Raw genomic sequence first — 17,878 nt, 5'->3', positions numbered from 1 at the left:
AAACGCCGCAATCGGATCGAGATCATGTTCGGCAGGCTGAAGGATTGGCGGCGTGTGGCGACCCGATACGACAGATGCCCGAAAGTCTTCCTGTCAGCCATCGCCCTCGCAGCCCTCGTCATCTGCTGGCTATGAGTCCTGACCCTAATGCCGAGGATTTTTGAGGGGAGCAGATCAGTTCCACCACACTCTGTAGTAGGACTGCGTCATTGCCCACGGATATCAGGACCCGGTTTTCCTTGGTTGCCGCGGCAAGCGACCCGCGATGCGCAGGGCATTCCGCTCGATCATCTCCGCCGCCTCACCAACATATCCGTCCGAGGCGCCCGGGATCGAGGCCACGTCATGCTTTACGCCCACCCGTGCCGCGACCATCCGGTCCACGAGCTCCTGGACCCGATCCTGCACATCGGCAGGGCGAAACCCTGACGTCCTGGCGATCATCTCCCAGTGGCGAGCCGCCATCTCCCCCGGCTTCCTGCGCTTGCCGGCAAGATGCTGGGCATATTTCTGGACGACAGCTGGCCAGCCCAGGACCGTCGAGACGTCATAGAGCGGGCTCAGGCGCGGCCCCTCCCGGAGCGGCAACAGCAGTGAGTAGTTCTTCGCGTGCGCATCGGTGTTCGCAACCAGGATGTTGAAGATCACCTGGTCCAGGAGATCCAGCGCACTGCGCGGCCCAAGCCGCCGTCCCGTGTCGAGGATCTCCTGCAGGGACAGGCCCCGCACCGTCCCGTGCTCGTACTTCCGACCCGGCGGCAGGCTGTTGGCCTGTGCGAAATCCTCCTGGTGTATCCGCTGGATACCCCCGTATCGCGTGACACGGCGATCGTAGCGCAGCACGCAGATGGCCGCGCGCTTCGCGGTTGCGACGATGCTTGCCTCCGCGGCTCGCAGACCGATCGCCCCGGCCAGCCGCAGGCAGTAGACCTCGTTCTCCGTGATGCCGGGCAGGCGCGGATTGTCGGGCTTGAGGATGATCGTGGACGGGGCGCCTGCCAGCGGCAGGGCCAGCTGGTCTCCCTTCTCCGGCAAGCGCAGAACCGGACACCCCTCCGAATCCAGAACCGCCAGGGCGGTCTTCTTCTGGCCACCGGCGAGGGACAGCCTGATGCCCTCTTCTCCGGCGAGGAACGGCCTGTGCTCGAGATCCTCGAAGTGCTTCTCCAGCGCCTCATCCGGATCCCCGGTGTCGTAGAACTCCGTCAGGGGCACATATCGCCAGGCCGCCGGGTCACTCGGCTCCCCGAAGGACAGGGCGCCGGCCGTATCTCCGCCAATCTCGGACAGCAGGCCGAGCACATCCGCCCGCGACCGCCCCAGGGAGCGGGTCAGCACATCAAGCTGTTCTTCCTCGGGTAGGAGGTTGGCAAGCCAGGGAGATATGACGTGTGACGGGTAGATGTCATCGCCCAGGGGCATGCTGAGCGAGATCGGAAAGGCGCCCGGGGTGGCTTGCCAGTCCGGATCGTAGGAAAACCCCAAGCTGCCGTCCGCCCCGACAGAGACCCGGCCGACCTGCAACCGGGAAAAGTAGACGTCGCCCGCGCTCACTCGAACTCACTTAGGTCATAGCCCCCGGCAGAGCTTTCCTGAGGCCGTGGCGTCGCCGCGCCCCCGAAGAACGACCGAACGTTCGTGTTCAGGGACTTCGCGATCTTATCGAGCGTGCTCAGGCGCGGGTCGCGCTTGCCGGTCTCGATCAGCGACAGAGCCGAGATGGAAATGCCCGACAGGCGCGCAAGCTCCTGCAGGTTCAACCCGCTGTCCTGGCGCGTCCGGCGGATCGCAGATCCCACCTGAACGAGCACCTCTGTCTCTGACTGCTGAGCCATCACGCCACCTTTATCGAATTAGGTAAAGTATAGGTCGCGAAGACCAAAAACTCAAGAGATTTTCCCTTAAAGATAAAAACCTCCTGAAAGCTGGACTAACACGCAGAATTTACCCATTAAGGTAAAATACCAGTATCAGTCATCCCGCCCGGCGCCATCTCAAAAGCCTGAATTCTTGGAATGCACTTAGTAAAGCCATGCGATCAAACGGGCCGCACAAGCAAGCCGTCTCCCGCCTGCTATCGCACGACGAATTGGTCGAGCTACGATGCCCGCTGCGGAAGCGGGGCATTCCTGATCTGGGTCAATACGAACGTGATCTGGCTTGCGCCGCATGGGTTGACCGGTTCCTGGCCTTGTAGGACGAAGGTGTCCGCCTGCTCTTCCAGAAAAGACAAATCTCTGAATTAAAAATATTAGTTCCTTTTCTGGGCCCGCACGATAGCGTCTTCAACTCCTCTCGTTTCGTTGACAACGTCATTGGAACGGGGAACGCTTACAGAAGCTGTCGCCGATGTCGGGGAGACAAATGTCCTACAGCATTGCCGCCAACCTACTTCGCATCGCCGACATGGCCACAGCGCGTTTCGAGGGCGTTTCACTTCATGATATCAACGAGGAATCCGGATGCGACCGTCGCACAGCGCAACGGATGCCCCGAGCGTTGGAAGCCGCGTTCCCTCAAGCCGAAGTGGCGGATGCCCCGGATCGCCGTCGACGGTGGCGCCTACCCCGCACAGCCCCACGCTGGCTGCAGGCCCGAGGCATCCGCGAAAGCGAATTAGCCGCACCGGACATGGCTGCGCGGCGGGCAGTGCGCGACGGGGCGCTCACCCTGCGCTTCAACGCGTCGTGCTCCATGGAAGTGATTTGGCATCTGTATCAAAGGGGCGACCAAGTCGAGCTTCTATCCCCGCCCCAGGTGCAGGAGGTGGTCGCGGCGCATCGTCGCCCCGATTTCCCCGCTCTGCCCTAACCCTGTCAGCTTTGCCACCCCACGGCGTCACGGTGGCGGAATCGTTTTAGCTCTTCAAGAAGGGTCATTATGCGCATCGATCCCCTGATAACCCGCTCTCCGGCGACCGGTGCTTCGCGCCCCGTCACCGAGGATCTGTTGGCAGAGGTCTATCTGGCACCGCGGTGGCCGGAGCTGAACCTCGGTGACCGCCTTGGCTCGGGAGTACCTTGGTCTGACAGTGTTATCTTTACCCCCGCTGAGACCGCCCAAACCGTCGAGACGGGCCTGCTTGCACTTGCCAAGGCCACCCCGTCCCTCGATCCCGCCAACGTCGTGCTCGAAAACCTGCCCGAAGGACGCGCCCGATCACCTGTAACCGCCTTGCACGATCTTTGGCGGGCCCTCGATTCTTTGGTCAGTTCTTTGAATACCTGGTGCCATGTTTTGCAGAGCCGGATCGAAAGCGCACTGGAACCCCTGCGCCCGCATCACGGTCACTCAGAGCGACCTTCACCGCATGCCAAGGCCACCGATGGCAGCGCAATGCGGCATTTGCAGGATCATTGCGAAAAAGGCTCTGATCCGGTCGCGCCAGCTGCTTCTATTGCCTGCTATGGACTGCGCGACCCAAACGAGGAGGCAGGGTTCGCAGCAGCCCAAGCACAGGCGATTCCGGACGAGGGGCGCGTGGATAACCCGGGAGAAATCGGTCTCCTGGTCCCGGATAGCTCCGCCTACCCAATGGCTCTGCGCGAGGCCTGCCCCGACCCAGACGCGCGCTTTGCAAGCTACCGGTCGCAGCTGCACGCCTACGCCGCCATGGTCCGAGCCAAATGGCCCGACAAGCCGTTGAACGGAATAGCCATATATTGGATGAGCGAAGGCAATCTGAGCCTTTCGGAAACACTGATCAAGGAGGCCGTCTGATGTCGTTTCTCGCGTGGATCGACTTCGACCAGGCCGACCGGGATCGCGCCCGCCGGATCATGGACCTGTTCGGCCAGGAGGACAGCCGTGACGAGCTGGGGCTCGGCTCGGTGCGTGACGCATTGTCTGACCTTATGTTTCCGGGAACGTCCACGATCCAGACACGGTTGCGCTACATGCTCTTCGTTCCTTGGATCTACCAGATGGCAGGGGCGCACAGAGGCACGGCGGCCGCGAGACGCGAGCTTGCTCGCGCGCTTGAAATCCGTCTTATCGAGGCACTCGTCCGCGGTGGCGAAACACAGAACGTCATCGGCAGCGCGGCGCGAGAAAAGCTCAAGCGTATGCCGAGCGACGTCTACTGGGCCGGTCTGCTGACCCTGGGCATCCGTCGTTTCCAGGGCAGCCGGGGTGCATGCCTCGAGGCAACGCCGGGCGATGCCGTAGCGCTGTGGGCCGCCGGTCTGCCGCCTGTTCCCGAGGATTTCCTTTCCGCGCCGGATAGCTCGGCACACTTCAAGCCGACCTCGGAAGAAGCAGGGTTCCTGCGCGATCGCCTTGCCCAGGAAGCGCCACACAGTCTGTTCACGCTTCTGTCCCGCCAGAAAAGCGCGGCCGATTGCGACATGATCTGGCAACATCCTGCGCGAGCAGAGTGGCCCCGGGACATTAAGGCAATTGTCGATCATGCCGAGCGGCTCTCGCGCCTGATGCATGGAGCCTCCCTGCTCTACAATCTCATGCTGTCGGAAAAGGCGGCAGACATGCAGACCGCGGAAGGCACTGCCTGGCACGAGCGGGTTGCAGCATATTCCGAGCGCCTTGATGCGTGGAAAGAGGAGACCCCCGAGGAGTTATTTTACGACTGGGATCTGACCGATCTCTGGGTCCGCTCGCAGGGGACCATTCATGACGTCAAACCGCACAGCCGCCGGTTCATCGAGACGTGGCGCGATCTCGTTCTGGACAGCAAAAGTGATGTCAGGGGGCACAGTGCGGCGCGCGCCCTCGTCCGGGACCGGGAGAGCCGTCTCAAGGGACCGAAGTCGCGGTTTCGCAATGACGGCGCCTTGATGCGCTGGCGCGGCGCCTCGGGGACCAGCCCGCTGAATTTCCGCTGGAAGCCCGTCGTCTCGAACCACGTCCGGGATTTGGTCAATGCAGGATAACGCCGCCCTCGATCCGGAAAATCGCGCGCTATATGCCGAGATCCTGCGCGCGCCGGCAGGATACGACCTCGACGCAGCAGTGGCGACAACCTACACGCTGGACTTCGAGACAGCGCTCGTCGTGCCTGCGACCCTTGCCTTTCACGCGGCCGAAAATCGGCAGGAGACGCTCGATACACCGCTGGCCCTCCTTGAAGGCCTGGAACGCCTGTCCGCGCGGATCGCCATTTTCTGCGAGGCCGGCCGCATCAAGGCCGTGCCGAAAGGCGACAACTGGCACCTGACGGCGCTTCTTGAAGACACCGTGACCGAAGTTGCCGCACCACGCGGCGGCGCCTTTCACCCGAAGCTCTGGCTTCTGCGTTTTGCTCCAATCGGGGGACATGGGCAATCGCGCCTCAGGCTGGCGCTGCTGTCGCGCAACCTGACGACGGATGCCTCCTGGGATCTGTCGTTGTCTCTGGATGGCCGGATCGCCGACACGCGCCACGAACAGAACGCGCCTCTGGTCGATCTGATCGCGGCACTGCCCGGTCTTGCCGTCGGCAGACCTGCCCCCGATCACGTGGCGAAAATGGTCGCGTCACTCGTCGATGATCTTGCCTGCGCCGAATGGGAGCATCCCGAGCATGTTCGCAAGATCGGTTTTGCCGTGAACGGGCTGACAGATCGGGTTTGGAGGCCGCAGGTCGGACGCAGGCTCGGGGTCATCTCGCCCTTCGTGACTGACGGGGCTCTCAGGACCCTGTGCCAGGCCGTCGCTCCAGAAAACGCCTGCCTTCTCAGCCGGGCGGAGGAACTGGCCCTGCTCGAGCCCGAGACGCTGTCCCTGTTCGGAAACCTGTTCGTTCTGGATGAAATGGCCGAGACAGAGGACGGCGAGGAAAGCGAGCAATCGTCCCCGGGGCCGGTCCCCGCCCGCGGACTGCATGCCAAGGCCTTCATTACGGAACGCTATTCAAGCACCGAAATCACCATGGGCTCGGGCAATGCCACGTCGCCTGCTCTGCTCAGCGGCGAAAACGTTGAGGTTTTTGCCACCCTGTCCGGATACAGCAAGCACCTTGGCACGGTCGAGGACCAGATGTCGCCGGAGCGCCTTGGTCGCTTCCTGCGGACCTATGTCCCATACACGCCGGACGATACAGAAAAGGAAGACGCCGCCGAAAAGCGCCTCGAGCAATTTCGCCGGTTGCTGGCCAGCACGTCGCTGACCCTGCGCTGCGAGGAGTGCGAGAACAGTCAAATCCTCCTGCACCTGTCGGCGGAGACGGAAGTGGCAATCCCCGAAGGAATTGGTTTGCGCCTCTGGCCCATTGTCGCCGGAGCAGACCATGGCACCAATATTACCTCATTGAATGAACAGGAGCGCCCTCTGGCGCGATTGCCGCTCAGGGACGTGACGCGCTGGATCGGCGTCCGGCTAAGCGATAAGGAAAGCGGACTGGAACAGGATTTCACCCTTGGCGCTTCGTTGGTCGATCTTCCCGAGGCGCGGACGTCCGAGATCCTGCGTGCCTTGATCGAGAACCGGGACGCATTCCTGCGCTACATCCGGCTCCTGCTGGGCGACGTATCCGAAGCCGCAAAAGCGCTGTTTGCCGCCGGTCAGGGCGGCGACCTGTCGGGCGTGTTCGGCACAGGCCAGGAGTCGCCGATCCTCGAGGACATGGTGCGCGCGCTGTCCGGCGACGGTCGCCAGCTGCGTGACATCGAACGACTGGTGTCGCGTCTGCGCGATCCCGACACGGACCGCTGCGAGGTCATCCCCGAAGAGTTCCTCCAGCTCTGGGAGACTTTTCGCGCGGTCATGCCGGAGGACAACCGCCATGACTGACCGCTTCAGCGCCGATGATGCGCTGCGCCCGCTGAAGGCGTTCCAGCGCAAGACAGTCGACTATGTCGCAAAACGTTTGCTGACCGATCCCGACGCGGTTCGCCACTTCCTGGTCGCCGACGAGGTCGGCCTTGGCAAGACCATGGTCGCGCGCGGCGTCATCGCGCGCACCATCGAAGCGCTTCAGGACAGCGTTCCGCGGATCGACATCGTCTACATCTGTTCCAACGGAGCCATCGCGAAACAGAATGTCGCCCGTCTGAATGTCATGGGCGGCGAACGCACGCGGGTTCTACCGACACGCCTGACCATGCTCTGCTTGGAATTGTCCAAGTCCGGGGGCATCAAGCACGAAGGCGTTAACTTCTTCAGCCTGACACCCGGGACCTCGCTGGATCTGAAACAGGGTGGCGGCAGGCAGGAAGAACGCGCCCTGATCTACAGGCTGATCCGAAGCCGGTTCGAAAAGCCGGATCAACTGACACTCAGGAAGATGTTCATGCGGCCGGCCGGACCCAAGGGGTGGAGGTCCACGCAGAAGTGGGTCAACCAGCAGGACATCGAGAAGTCTATTGCAAGACGTTTCCGAGGAGCGCTGGACAGAGAGCCGGAGGTGCTCGAACATCTGGTAGAGTTGATAGGCCGGTTTCGCATGCATGGTGACTCCGACAAGGAGGTGCGGCAAGCAATCGATCGATGCGTGATGACGCTACGCACGATCCTGGCCCGGGAAAGCGCAGAGGCACTGGAACCGGATCTGATCGTTTTGGACGAGTTCCAGAGGTTCACGGAGCTTCTGCATGGCAAAGGCGAGGCCGCCGACCTGGCCCGCAAACTGTTCGATGCCGTTGATCCCGATGGAAACCAGTCGAAAGTCCTGCTGCTCTCTGCGACCCCCTACAGGATGTTGTCCCTGCGTGACGACGAGGCGGATGCAGGCGATCACTACCGTGAGTTCCTCGACGTCCTGAGTTTTCTTTTCGGAGAACGTGGCCCTTCGGTGCGTGAAGAGCTTGAAGGCGAGATGCGTCGCTACCGTCTTGCCATGCAAGGACTGCCAGGCAGCTTCGATGACGCCCGCAAAATCAAGTCCGACCTCGAAGGCACTTTGCGCAGCGTCATCGCCCGAACGGAACGTGTCTCCGAGACAGCCGAGCGGGACGCCATGATGCGGGACGTGGATGTTCCGGTCACCGTGGAACCCGCCGACCTGATCGAAGCCCGCGCAGTCGCGCGAGTAGCGGCTGCCGCCGATGCGCCCGGCACTGTGGAATACTGGAAATCGGCCCCATATCTTTTGAGTTTCCTGCGGGACTACAAGTTGGGCCAGCGCCTCGATCATCTCAAGGACGCGCCGGGCACCGCCCTGCTGAAAGCTATCCGGGAGGCAAAGAGCGCACAGATCGACACCGACGCCATCGAGAACTACCGCCCGATCCCGGACAACAACGGCCGGATGCGGGCGCTCAAGGACATCGCCTTCAGGGACGGCATGGCGAAACGCCTCTGGATGCCGCCCAGCATGCCCTATTTCGGTCGGCGCATCACTGCGAGCAAACTGCTGATCTTTTCGCAATGGGCAATGGTGCCGGACGCGATCGCCGCGCTTCTCTCCTACGAGAGTGAGCGCGAAATGGGCATGGGGAGCACCGGACGGAGCTATACGGCGCGCCATCCACAACTGCTCAATTTCCGACGCAACAAGGACAGGCTGACAGGTCTGCGCGCCCTGCCCCTCGTCATACCGTCTCCCACCCTCGCGGCGGCGGTCGATCCGCTCGAGATCTTTCGATCGTATGGTCCCCTGGCCGACGCGGGCGCAATGCGGGCCCGCGCCTCCGAGCTCTTGCAGGATCCGGCGTCCATCCTGGCAGCACGCCTCCGCCCGGTGCAGCGAGGTGGATCCCAGTTACGTCCATCCGAGGGCGACGACGGAACGGGTGACCCGGATCCCGAACGCGCCATGACGTGGGATTGGGCTTGCGCCGCGGCGCTCGATATCCGGTCGAGTTCATTCGCCGAATGGCTTTCGTCGGGGGATATCCTGACGGACATGGTCAGGGCCGACGGGCAAGACGGCTGGCACGACCATCTGAACGCTCTCCTCGAGGCAGCGGATGCCGAAGTCCTGCACGGACAGCCCGACCGCCAGGCCCTCACAGACCACCTGACGGACCTTGCCCTTGGCAGTCCGGCGACCTGTGCCTTGCGTGCCCTGCATCGCGTGGCCCCCGATCTGCGTCTCGACCACCCCGACATGCTGAACGCAGCCACGCGGATCGGCATGGCCTTCCGCGGTCTCTTCAACCAGCCCGAAAGCCAGGCAGCGCTACGTGCCGAAACTGGCGATTTCTATTGGCAGTGGGTCCTGCATCATTGTGTGGACCACGATCTGCAGTCGGTGATGGACGAATACGTTCACGTGCTTCTGGAATCCGAAGGTTTGATGGACGCGGACCCGTCCCAGGCCGTCTTCGGACTTGCGCAAACCATTGACGAGGCTCTCTCACTCAAACCGGCACAGATCGAGATCAAGCGCTACCGCGCGAAGCGTGAGCGCATAGATATCTCGACCGCCATCCGGATGCGAGGTCGATTTGCCACGCGACTGTTGCAGCAGGCGCAGGAAGATGGGGCACAGCGGACCGACACGGTTCGCACCGCATTCAACTCCCCGTTCCGGCCCTTCGTCCTTGCATCAACTTCCGTCGGACAGGAGGGCCTGGATTTCCACCCCTACTGCCACAGGCTGGTGCACTGGAACCTGCCGACGAACCCTGTGGATCTGGAGCAGCGTGAAGGCCGTGTTCATCGATACAAGAACCATGCTGTGAGGCTGAACCTCGCAACGAAATTCGAGAGCACCCTCAGGAACGGGGATCCTCTGATGGATCCATGGCGAAGCATGTTCCGGGCAGCGCTGGATCAGGCCGTCCGCCCGGGGGAGATGGAGCCGTTCTGGCTGCTTGATGGCGCGACGCGCATCGAACGCTACGCGCTCTCTCTCCCTTTCAGCCGCGAGGCTGCGCTTCTCGGGTGGCTAAAAAGGTCCGTTGCGCTGTATCGCCTGGCATTCGGTCAGCCGCGCCAAGACGATCTGATTTCGTTCCTTGAAGGCCTGGACAGGTCCGGCGAGGACATTGACCTCTCCGAACTCCAAATCAGCCTGAGGCCAGTGTGAACAGTGCTTGGGATCGCATTTGGGCTTTGCGGCACAGACTGCACTGAACCCGCGCGCCCCATTTCCCAGAACAGCTCATCCCGAGAAACTGGCGCGCGGATGGGCTCGAGAACTTGCATTCTGTATTTGGGCGGGCTGGGGTTGCCTATTCACTACCTGTTCCGACATATCGTTCAAACCTCTCCCCAATAGTGCTGATGAGGGACAACAGCGAAAATAATATTGAAAGCGAGAGCCCGAGTGCTTGAAGGCACTGAACGAACGCAAATAGGATCGCGCATGCATCTGTGCAACTGCACAAAGTGAGTAGGAGTGCTAAGTGCTAAACGAATTCGGCGATCTATCCGGCCTCTATATTAAAGACGGAATCATTGCCTTGGCGGAGGCATTGACGCTGTCGGACAGCCGGCCTGGCCAGATTGCGGGCGCCTTCGCTCTGATGACCACTATTCTTGGAGTTTGGTACCTAAATCGGACACGCCGTCAAATAAATGCGGTTCGATCGCTCGACAAAAAGATCAGGGCCCACCCAGACATTCGTTCCTTCGCGGAGGGGCACGATGAACTCATTCACGATCTACGCTCCGGCTTTCCGAGGAAAGGTCCGCGAGAAACCCTCTGGGAAGCCTTCGACGAGTTTAACGAGACTGTCGTTCGAGATGATATCGATGGGCCACCGACCATCCGAAACTCGATTCGGCCAGCCTCCTTCCTCAACGTGGAAGACTTGGGCTTCGGGCCCGGATTCTTCCGCATCCTTCCCAACACCCTCGTCTCGGCTGGTCTGCTGCTGACCTTCCTGGGCCTCGTCGCGGCGCTCCACCAGTTCTCACAATCGATGAACGTCGGTGCCGATGGCATGGAAGGAGCGATGCAGGATTTCATGCAGATCGCTTCGGCGAAATTCGTCATGTCGTTAGTGGGTTTGTTCTGTTCGATCATTTTCACCTTCCTGCTCCGAACCCGGCAGAACAGGATCGACTCTGAACTGCATCGGCTTTGCATAGGGATCGAAAGGCGTCTCGTCTTCGTCAGCCTCGAGGATCTCGGGTTCCGCCAGCTTCGGGCAGCCACAGAGCAACGGGAACATCTTCGCGAAATCGGCATGGGCATGGTGGCAGAACTTCAGAAGCCCCTGGACGCCCTGCCCGACCGCATCACTGGCGCCATCGCCGACAGAATGGATCCCATCTTCGACCGCGTCAGCTCCATGGGCACGAGCAACATGGAAGGCCTGGTCGGGGATCTGTCGGATCAGCTATCGCACTCCGTCGGAAATGCCCTCACCCGAGCAAGTGAGTCTCTTGGCGAGGCGACGGACCGGATCGGCCTGATGGTGGACCGGATGAATACGACGAACGAACAAGCCGGCGGCGGTCTGAGAGATGCTCTTGATCAGATGGCCCGGGCAATATCCGAAATGCGCAATGAGGTTGCGGACAGCGGACGAACCGCGTCCGAAGTCATGAGCGAGGGGGCCGGGAAACTGCTTACGGTCATGAACGAGACCCTTGCCGGTATCCGCGACAATACAGGCGAAGGAGCTCAGGCGATGCGAACCGCCGCAGAGCAAATGCGCACGGCCGCCGAAGGGTTTCGAGATACGCTGGCAGAGGCCAGCGAAGAAAGTGGTCGGGCCGCCCGAGAGCGCATGGCCGAAAGCAGCATCGAAGCAGGCCGTGCGATCGAGGGCGCAGGGAAATCGCTGCTGGACAGCTTCAATCAGACCAGCACCGATATCGCCAAGCTTGGCACGGAAATGGGTGGCGTCATCAGTGAGGAATTGCTGGGCCGCCTTGAAACGATCAGCCTCCGTCTCGAGGATATGGCCGAGTCGGTCCAGCGGGGCGCTTCGGGCGCACAGAGCGCGGCACAGGGCCTAAACACCGGCGCAGATGCGATCCAAGGCGCTTCCGAAGGGTTCCGCACGGCAAGCCAGGGCCTTACTGCGGCCGCGGAACCGCTCCGGGCTTCGCATGAGCGGATTGAGACGATCCTACGCCGGGTCGGGGACCTGGTCGAAACCGTTTCCGAGACCTTGATGCAGAATTCGGCCTCGGTGTCCGAGAACGCAGCGCATGTGCTGGACACGGCCCAGGCAGCCCTCGGCAACGAGCGCGAGGGCATACGTCGCTCGCTTGAAGCCACCCACGCCGCCATGGCGCAGCTGTCGAACGAAGCCGAGAAGCTCGACCAGATCGATGAGATGCTTGGCCGTGCCCTGACCGAATACAATGCCAAGCTCGAAGCCGCCCTTGGATCAGCCCAGGATCACGTCAAGGAGATGAGTGAGACGCTTGATCCTGGCCTCCAAACCCTCAGAAGCGTGGTCGAACAAGCCGAGGCGTTCCTGCCGTCGCAGAGCCGGGGGCGTTCATGAGAGCGCAGGCGAAGCGCCTCCGCCACGAGGAGGAGGAAGAAAGCGCCTTCGTCTCGATGACCGACATGACTGTCGGCTTCCTCTTCATCATGATGATCCTGCTTGCCTTCTTTGCCAGCCAGATCCGGGACCCCGATGCGGTCGCCCGTTCGGAATACGATCGGATCATTCAGGAGCGCGACACCTGGAAGCAACGGGCCGAGGGTCGCGCTGAGATCATTCAGCGCCTTCAGCAAGAGATCACCAGCCTGGAGCGGCAACGCGAAAGCCTGCAGAGTCAGGTCAGAGATCTGAAAGCCGTGCTCGCTGCCGAGAGTGCGAAAGTGACTGAGCTAACCTCCAGTCTCGAGGCCGAACAGTCCCGGAGCGCGGATCTGCAGGAACGCATTCAGCAGCTCCTTCAACAGGTTGAGCAGCTTAACGGCGATATCGCAGACCTACGCCGCCGACTCGCCGAACTGCAGCGGGTCGACCCACTGGAAGCCTACCTCGCTGAGGTCTCCCAAGCGCGACGCCAGGTTCTTCGGCGCCTTCGCGACGCGATCAGAGCGGACTTCCCCGATCTCCAAGTTGAACTCAGCGAGGAATCCGACGCGCTTCGGTTCCAGGGAGAGGGTCTTTTCGCAAGCAGCAGCGCAGTCCTCAGTGCGGACCGCCGCGAGATTGTCGCACGGCTGGCGCAACGGCTTGACGAGGTGCTTCCCTGCTTCACACTGGGCAAAGCCTCTCGTTTCGACCAAAGCTGCAACCCCGGCCTCGTCATGATCGAGGCGGTACAGATCGAAGGACACACGGACGATGTGGGAACGGACCGCGTGAACCGGAACCTGTCTGCGGCACGCGCAAACAGCACCTTTTTCGCCATGACGCAGGCCGCTCCTCGGGTCATGCAGCATCAGAACCTTAAGAGGCAGCCCGTGCTGTCGGTCGCTGCATACGGGCCTGACCGCCCAGTTGCGTCCAACGAGACGCCGGAAGGCCGCGCCACAAACCGCCGGATCGATCTTCGTTTCATCATGGTGACCCCACAGGACACGGATGGGATCGAGGTCATTCGGGAAGCCTTGGAAAACGTCGAGGAAGAGCAATGAGTGCTGCGGGGCCGACCGTATCCGAAACGCCTGCCCGAAACTCCACGCGAGCGATGCTGAGCCGGGGCCAATCCTTTCGTATCCGCTCACTCCCTCCCCTCGAGCAGGTCAGACGTTCCGTCAATGGTATCCTGAACCGTTGGCCAGATGCCTTTCGCGCGCCAGAGGACCGCGATCGCGAGAGGTTGGCCCAGGAGATGTTGCGACGTGTTTCGGAATGGGACTGGACGGATATCACGACGCAGCGCGTGACTTCGGCAGCAGTCGCAGTGTTCGACCAAGAGCGACGGTCGCGCCCGGATCTCTTGCCGGTACGAAAATTCTATCTCTCGGAAATCGCGACGCGAGAGCCCGGTGCCTTTCTTGACGGGATGGTGGGCGTGTATATCGACAGCTTCGCCCCGGGCGCGGATCACACACGACATCTTGCTAAGGCGCTGGTCGAACGGGGCGCTGATCTCGGCGCTCGACACCGCCGGCTCATCTCCGCCCTGCCCGAGCTCTTCCGCCCGGATTCCGCGCCTCTTGCACTGGCCCGGATCATGCGAGTCGCGGAGGACGCATACGCGCACCTGAAGTCCATCGGACTAAACACCCCCCATTCTTCAGGACTTGTCAGGGAGGCGCAGAGAACCTTCTTCGAGCGCCTCGCACCCGATCTCGACAAGGCCGAAGCCCGTCAGAAACTCTTCAACTGGCTGACGCCCGTGAACGGCCCCGTACTTCAGGCAGGAGCCGGCCCCGCCGTGGAAGCGCTGCTGGCCCCATGGCGAGACCGCAACCCGCCTGACACGCTGCGCAACGAACTGAGCGAAGCGATCATCGCGGGCTGGAACGATCCGCGCCTGCATGCAGGTGGCATCTGGACGGGGTTTGACCCGTCCTTGAAGGGTGTGCTCCTGCGATGGCTGACCCGCGAAGACATGGAATTCTTCTGCAATGTCGTAAGCCTGTCCCAGGACAACCACATGTGGCCCCCGAGGCGCGACTTCTGGCTCAGTCTGCATGACGACGGACGCATCGACGAGGCTTGGGTCGCTTTCAGCTCGGACGCTTACCGAGTCGCACTCAACCGTCTCCGGCACACAAGTTCAACATCACGTTTCGCGCGACAAACTGCGATACCTGACCTTTCCTTGCTCATCATGAGGATCGGCAACAAGATCGTTGTTGATGGTTGCCACAGCTACAAGACTCACATCTTCAGGGACGACGACCCGAACGCTCCGAAACTATACCAATCGAGGTATGACGCGGTGAAGATCAGGCGCATCTCCCGCTTGTCCCAGACACATTATTGGAGCGAGAGTCGCAAGTTGGCGGTGTGGGAAAACTGGGTGGAACGCCATGTCTGATAATCGCCCCCTTTGCAAAATCACCGACGATGCCATCGAAATCCGCTTTCCCGATGTGAAGCAGGGCCTTCTTTCCAGATTAATGGCAAAGCCAAGCGCCCGCAGCTTCACCGAGCTCGCACCTGAGGACCGGGACCTGCTCTTTTCCATAGGAGACCTTCGTGCGTGGGGCGACACCCATCCAGATGAGGTGACGGTCGCACCGGATCACCTCCGCATCTCACATGACGCCGCCGCCAGCCTGTCTGCACCGGCGGCAGACGCACTCGGCCTGCCGCGCGCCGTCGATCTTATCCTGAAGACCGACGTGACCGGCGTGCTCGGCCGTCCGGACTTCCGGCTGCACTACGAATGGTCCCGAAACGGCCGCCGCGAACACCCGAGGCGCAGCGGTGCCATCCTGAAGACCTCCGACGGTCAGCGCCGTCTGCCGCTCTGGATGAAGCGGGCGTTGGATCTTGCCGACGACTTCGACGCCACCCGCCCGGTAGAGGATCACTGGCGAGCGCTTGCCGAATTCCGCCGCGCGATCGAGCCAGACGATGTGATCGATCCAGAGATGCCCGCCAACCGTGAGATGGCCCAGATGTCGATGACGGCCTTTCTGCGCGGGCTCGAGGTGCGGATCGCCGATCGCTTCTCGATAGCACCGGACGCGTCCCTGGGACAATTCGAGATCGTGCCCTACTCCTCCGAGCGGCTCAACAGCGACGGCGTTCCCGATGACGAGATCTCGGAACAGAACGCCGAGCTGACCGGCGAGGCGCTCGCCGTTTTCCAGCACCGCCTGCACACTCGCGGAGCACGGCCAGCGTTTCAGCTTGGGAACAATTCCTATCTCGTCATCGACCGCGGTGCGACCCCGGTGGTCGAAGAACTGGTCCGGGCGCAGAAAGCCCCGCGCGAGGAACGTCGCGCCTTCATCGAGAACCCACGCAGCTTCATAACCGATGCGATCAACCGGCACTTCGAGGAAAGCGGGGCCTTCGAAGGCCTTGATGCCGCCGATCAGGAGGAGATGGTCGAAGCGATCGCCGGCCCAGCACTTATCGAAAGCCGGGAATATTCGGAAAGGGTCAAGGGAGTGATCGTCTTCGAGAGACTGAAGGATCCGATCGAGGGCAGCGGCACCACGTGGCTCCCCGAAGCATTCGCGCAGCACCTCGTGGAGGCGATCAAGAGCATGCCGGTCGACGAGCTGAACGGCCTGCGCGATCACATGGCCACCGCCCTGGAAAGCGGCATGGGCCTCCCAGCCGAGATCAACGGTGAGAGCGTGGAGGCGACACCGGCACGCCTGGCCGCCATCGATGGCGAGATCGAACGGCGCGAGAAACTGAGCGCGCCGGATGCCCCTCAAGAGGAGCCGTGTGAAACGCCGAAAGCGGACGGCCCAATCATCCTCGACACGCTCGACAACTACGAGGAGCTCTCTTGGGAGGCACAGTTCACCGTTCGAATCCCGGCAATCGAGACGACACTACCAGCGGCAGTCCGCACGCCGCTGCATCAACACCAGGTCGAGAGCTTCGACTGGGCACTGGCGGCATGGCAGGCAGGCTTGCCCGGCGTCCTAAACGCCGACGAGCAAGGCCTCGGCAAAACGTTGCAGACCATCGCCTTCCTCACCTGGCTGAAAGAGCACATGAAACAGCCAGCCGCGGCAAACCGCGGTCCGATCCTGATCGTCGCGCCGACTTCCTTGTTGCGAAACTGGGAGCAGGAGGTAGAGACCCACGTGGAAGGTCGGGGCTTTGGCACGCTGGTCCGGCTCTATGGGGGGACGCTCGGCTCCCAGAAGAAACGCGACGCGCGGGGCACGGAAACGCAGTCAGGGCTGGCACAGCTCGACCTCGAGTGGCTGGACGAAGCCTTCGAAGACGGACGCGCCCACCGCTACTGGCTTCTGACCACCTACACGACGCTCGCCAACTACCAGCACTCTCTCGGTCGCGTGCCCTTTTCAGCGATGGTCATGGACGAGATCCAGAACATCAAGAACCGCAACACGCTTGCCTCGAGGGCCGTCGAGGCAATGAACGCCGATTTCCGTCTCGGCTTAACCGGCACCCCGATCGAGAACGCTGCAATTGACCTCTGGACGATCATGGACCGTATCGCACCCGGTTGCCTCGGTTCCGGAGCCGAGTTCCGCGCACGCTATGCCGAGCCGAATGCCGAGAACATGGCCGACCTTCATGCCCGCGTGTTCAGGTCACGTGGGAGAAAGCCGCCCCTTGGACTGCGCCGCCTGAAAGACGAGGTGGCCCGCGACCTGCCGCAGAAGCGCAGATTCCTGCACCCGCGCCTGATGCCGAAGTTTCAGGCCGACGCCTACGATCTTGCCCAGCTGAAGCTGGCCAATGGAGGACCTGGCGCCGCCCTCAAGATGCTGCACCACATCCGCTCGGTCTCGGTACATCCCGGCGACAGCGGGGCCGAGCCGCCAGAGCAATTCATCGCGAAGAGCGCCCGGCTCGAAGCGGTCATCGACATTTTGCACCGCATCCGCGAGTCTGGCGAACGCGTGCTCGTCTTCATCGAACATCGAGACATGCAATTCCGCTTCGCCGAGATCGTGCGTCACATGTTCGGCCTCGATCGGATCGACGTGATCAATGGCGACACGCCGATCCCTCGACGCCAAGACATCGTCAATCGCTTCCAGCGACACCTTGGCACGGATGGCGGTTTCGACATGCTGATCCTCGGCCCCAAGGCCGCGGGCACGGGCCTGACCCTGACGGCGGCGACTCACGTGATCCACCTGTCACGGTGGTGGAACCCGGCGGTGGAGGAGCAGTGCAACGACCGCGTCCACCGCATCGGCCAAACGCGGCCGGTCTCCGTGCATATCCCGTTGGCGCTTCACCCCGATCTCGGCTCACAGAGCTTCGATAGCCTGCTTCAGAGCCTCATGCAGCGCAAGCGAAGGCTGGCCGAACAGGCGCTTTGGCCGATGGGTGACAGCAAGACCGATGTCATGGGGCTGACCGAGGCCGTGGCCTCGCCACAGCGCGGACACCGTGGTGTGATCTCCGACATCATGGCCGAGCAATTCCGGCGCGATGGGATCACGACTGTCTCACCTGGCGCCGACGGCTCCTACGAACTTCCCTGAACAAGACATCAACAAGGACTCCAG

12 protein-coding genes are annotated in these 17,878 nt (G+C 62.0%); 10 read left to right on the top strand and 2 right to left on the bottom strand.

From position 1 onward, the window contains the following. Positions 1-135: transposase (locus LC066_RS07020; protein ID WP_224897522.1), on the top strand; the 135-nt coding region annotated here is incomplete at its 5' end. A gap of 87 nt (positions 136-222) precedes the next feature. Here LC066_RS07020 and LC066_RS07015 read toward each other — a convergent pair. Together LC066_RS07015 and LC066_RS07010 are read right to left on the bottom strand one after the other, a co-directional pair. Next, on the bottom strand, positions 223-1,554 hold the full coding sequence (locus LC066_RS07015; RefSeq protein WP_224897495.1) for a type II toxin-antitoxin system HipA family toxin: 1,332 nt from the start codon (positions 1,552-1,554) through the stop codon (positions 223-225). Beyond that, on the bottom strand, positions 1,551-1,835 hold the full coding sequence (locus tag LC066_RS07010; RefSeq protein WP_224897493.1) for a helix-turn-helix domain-containing protein: 285 nt from the start codon (positions 1,833-1,835) through the stop codon (positions 1,551-1,553). The genes LC066_RS07015 and LC066_RS07010 overlap by 4 nt, the downstream gene beginning before the upstream one ends. Positions 1,836-2,364: 529 nt before the next feature. Here LC066_RS07010 and LC066_RS07005 point away from each other — a divergent pair. The 9 genes from LC066_RS07005 to LC066_RS06965 all read left to right on the top strand — a co-directional run bounded on the left by LC066_RS07005 (position 2,365) and on the right by LC066_RS06965 (position 17,854). Continuing rightward, a complete protein-coding gene (locus tag LC066_RS07005) occupies positions 2,365-2,811 on the top strand; it encodes a hypothetical protein (RefSeq protein ID WP_224897491.1) in 447 nt (148 codons plus the stop codon). A gap of 69 nt (positions 2,812-2,880) precedes the next feature. Beyond that, on the top strand, positions 2,881-3,720 hold the full coding sequence (locus tag LC066_RS07000; protein ID WP_224897489.1) for a hypothetical protein: 840 nt from the start codon (positions 2,881-2,883) through the stop codon (positions 3,718-3,720). After that, positions 3,720-4,889, top strand: a complete 1,170-nt coding sequence (locus tag LC066_RS06995; RefSeq protein ID WP_224897487.1) for a DUF6361 family protein — start codon at positions 3,720-3,722, stop codon at positions 4,887-4,889. The genes LC066_RS07000 and LC066_RS06995 overlap by 1 nt, the downstream gene beginning before the upstream one ends. Next, the gene (locus tag LC066_RS06990; RefSeq protein WP_224897485.1) at positions 4,879-6,726 is read left to right on the top strand and encodes a phospholipase D family protein; all 1,848 of its coding nucleotides are present in this window, start codon (positions 4,879-4,881) and stop codon (positions 6,724-6,726) included. The genes LC066_RS06995 and LC066_RS06990 overlap by 11 nt, the downstream gene beginning before the upstream one ends. Then, positions 6,719-9,907 (top strand): helicase-related protein, encoded by a 3,189-nt coding sequence (locus LC066_RS06985; RefSeq protein ID WP_224897483.1) that lies wholly within the window; start codon positions 6,719-6,721, stop codon positions 9,905-9,907. The genes LC066_RS06990 and LC066_RS06985 overlap by 8 nt, the downstream gene beginning before the upstream one ends. A 319-nt stretch (positions 9,908-10,226) precedes the next feature. Beyond that, positions 10,227-12,287, top strand: coding sequence for a hypothetical protein (locus LC066_RS06980; protein ID WP_224897481.1), 2,061 nt, complete (start codon positions 10,227-10,229; stop codon positions 12,285-12,287). Then, entirely contained in the window at positions 12,284-13,378 is a 1,095-nt protein-coding gene (locus LC066_RS06975; protein ID WP_224897478.1) for a flagellar motor protein MotB, read from the top strand. The genes LC066_RS06980 and LC066_RS06975 overlap by 4 nt, the downstream gene beginning before the upstream one ends. After that, a complete protein-coding gene (locus LC066_RS06970; protein WP_318246706.1) occupies positions 13,375-14,733 on the top strand; it encodes an EH signature domain-containing protein in 1,359 nt (452 codons plus the stop codon). Before LC066_RS06975 ends, LC066_RS06970 begins: the two co-directional genes overlap by 4 nt. After that, entirely contained in the window at positions 14,726-17,854 is a 3,129-nt protein-coding gene (locus LC066_RS06965) for a DEAD/DEAH box helicase (RefSeq protein ID WP_224897477.1), read from the top strand. Before LC066_RS06970 ends, LC066_RS06965 begins: the two co-directional genes overlap by 8 nt. Positions 17,855-17,878: the final 24 nt, after the last annotated feature.

It is taken from the genome of Pseudooceanicola marinus, assembly GCF_020177265.1.
Lineage (GTDB): Bacteria > Pseudomonadota > Alphaproteobacteria > Rhodobacterales > Rhodobacteraceae > Pseudooceanicola > Pseudooceanicola marinus_A.
Note: the sequence above shows the minus strand (reverse complement) of the source record. Positions and strands in the feature narration are given on the sequence as shown.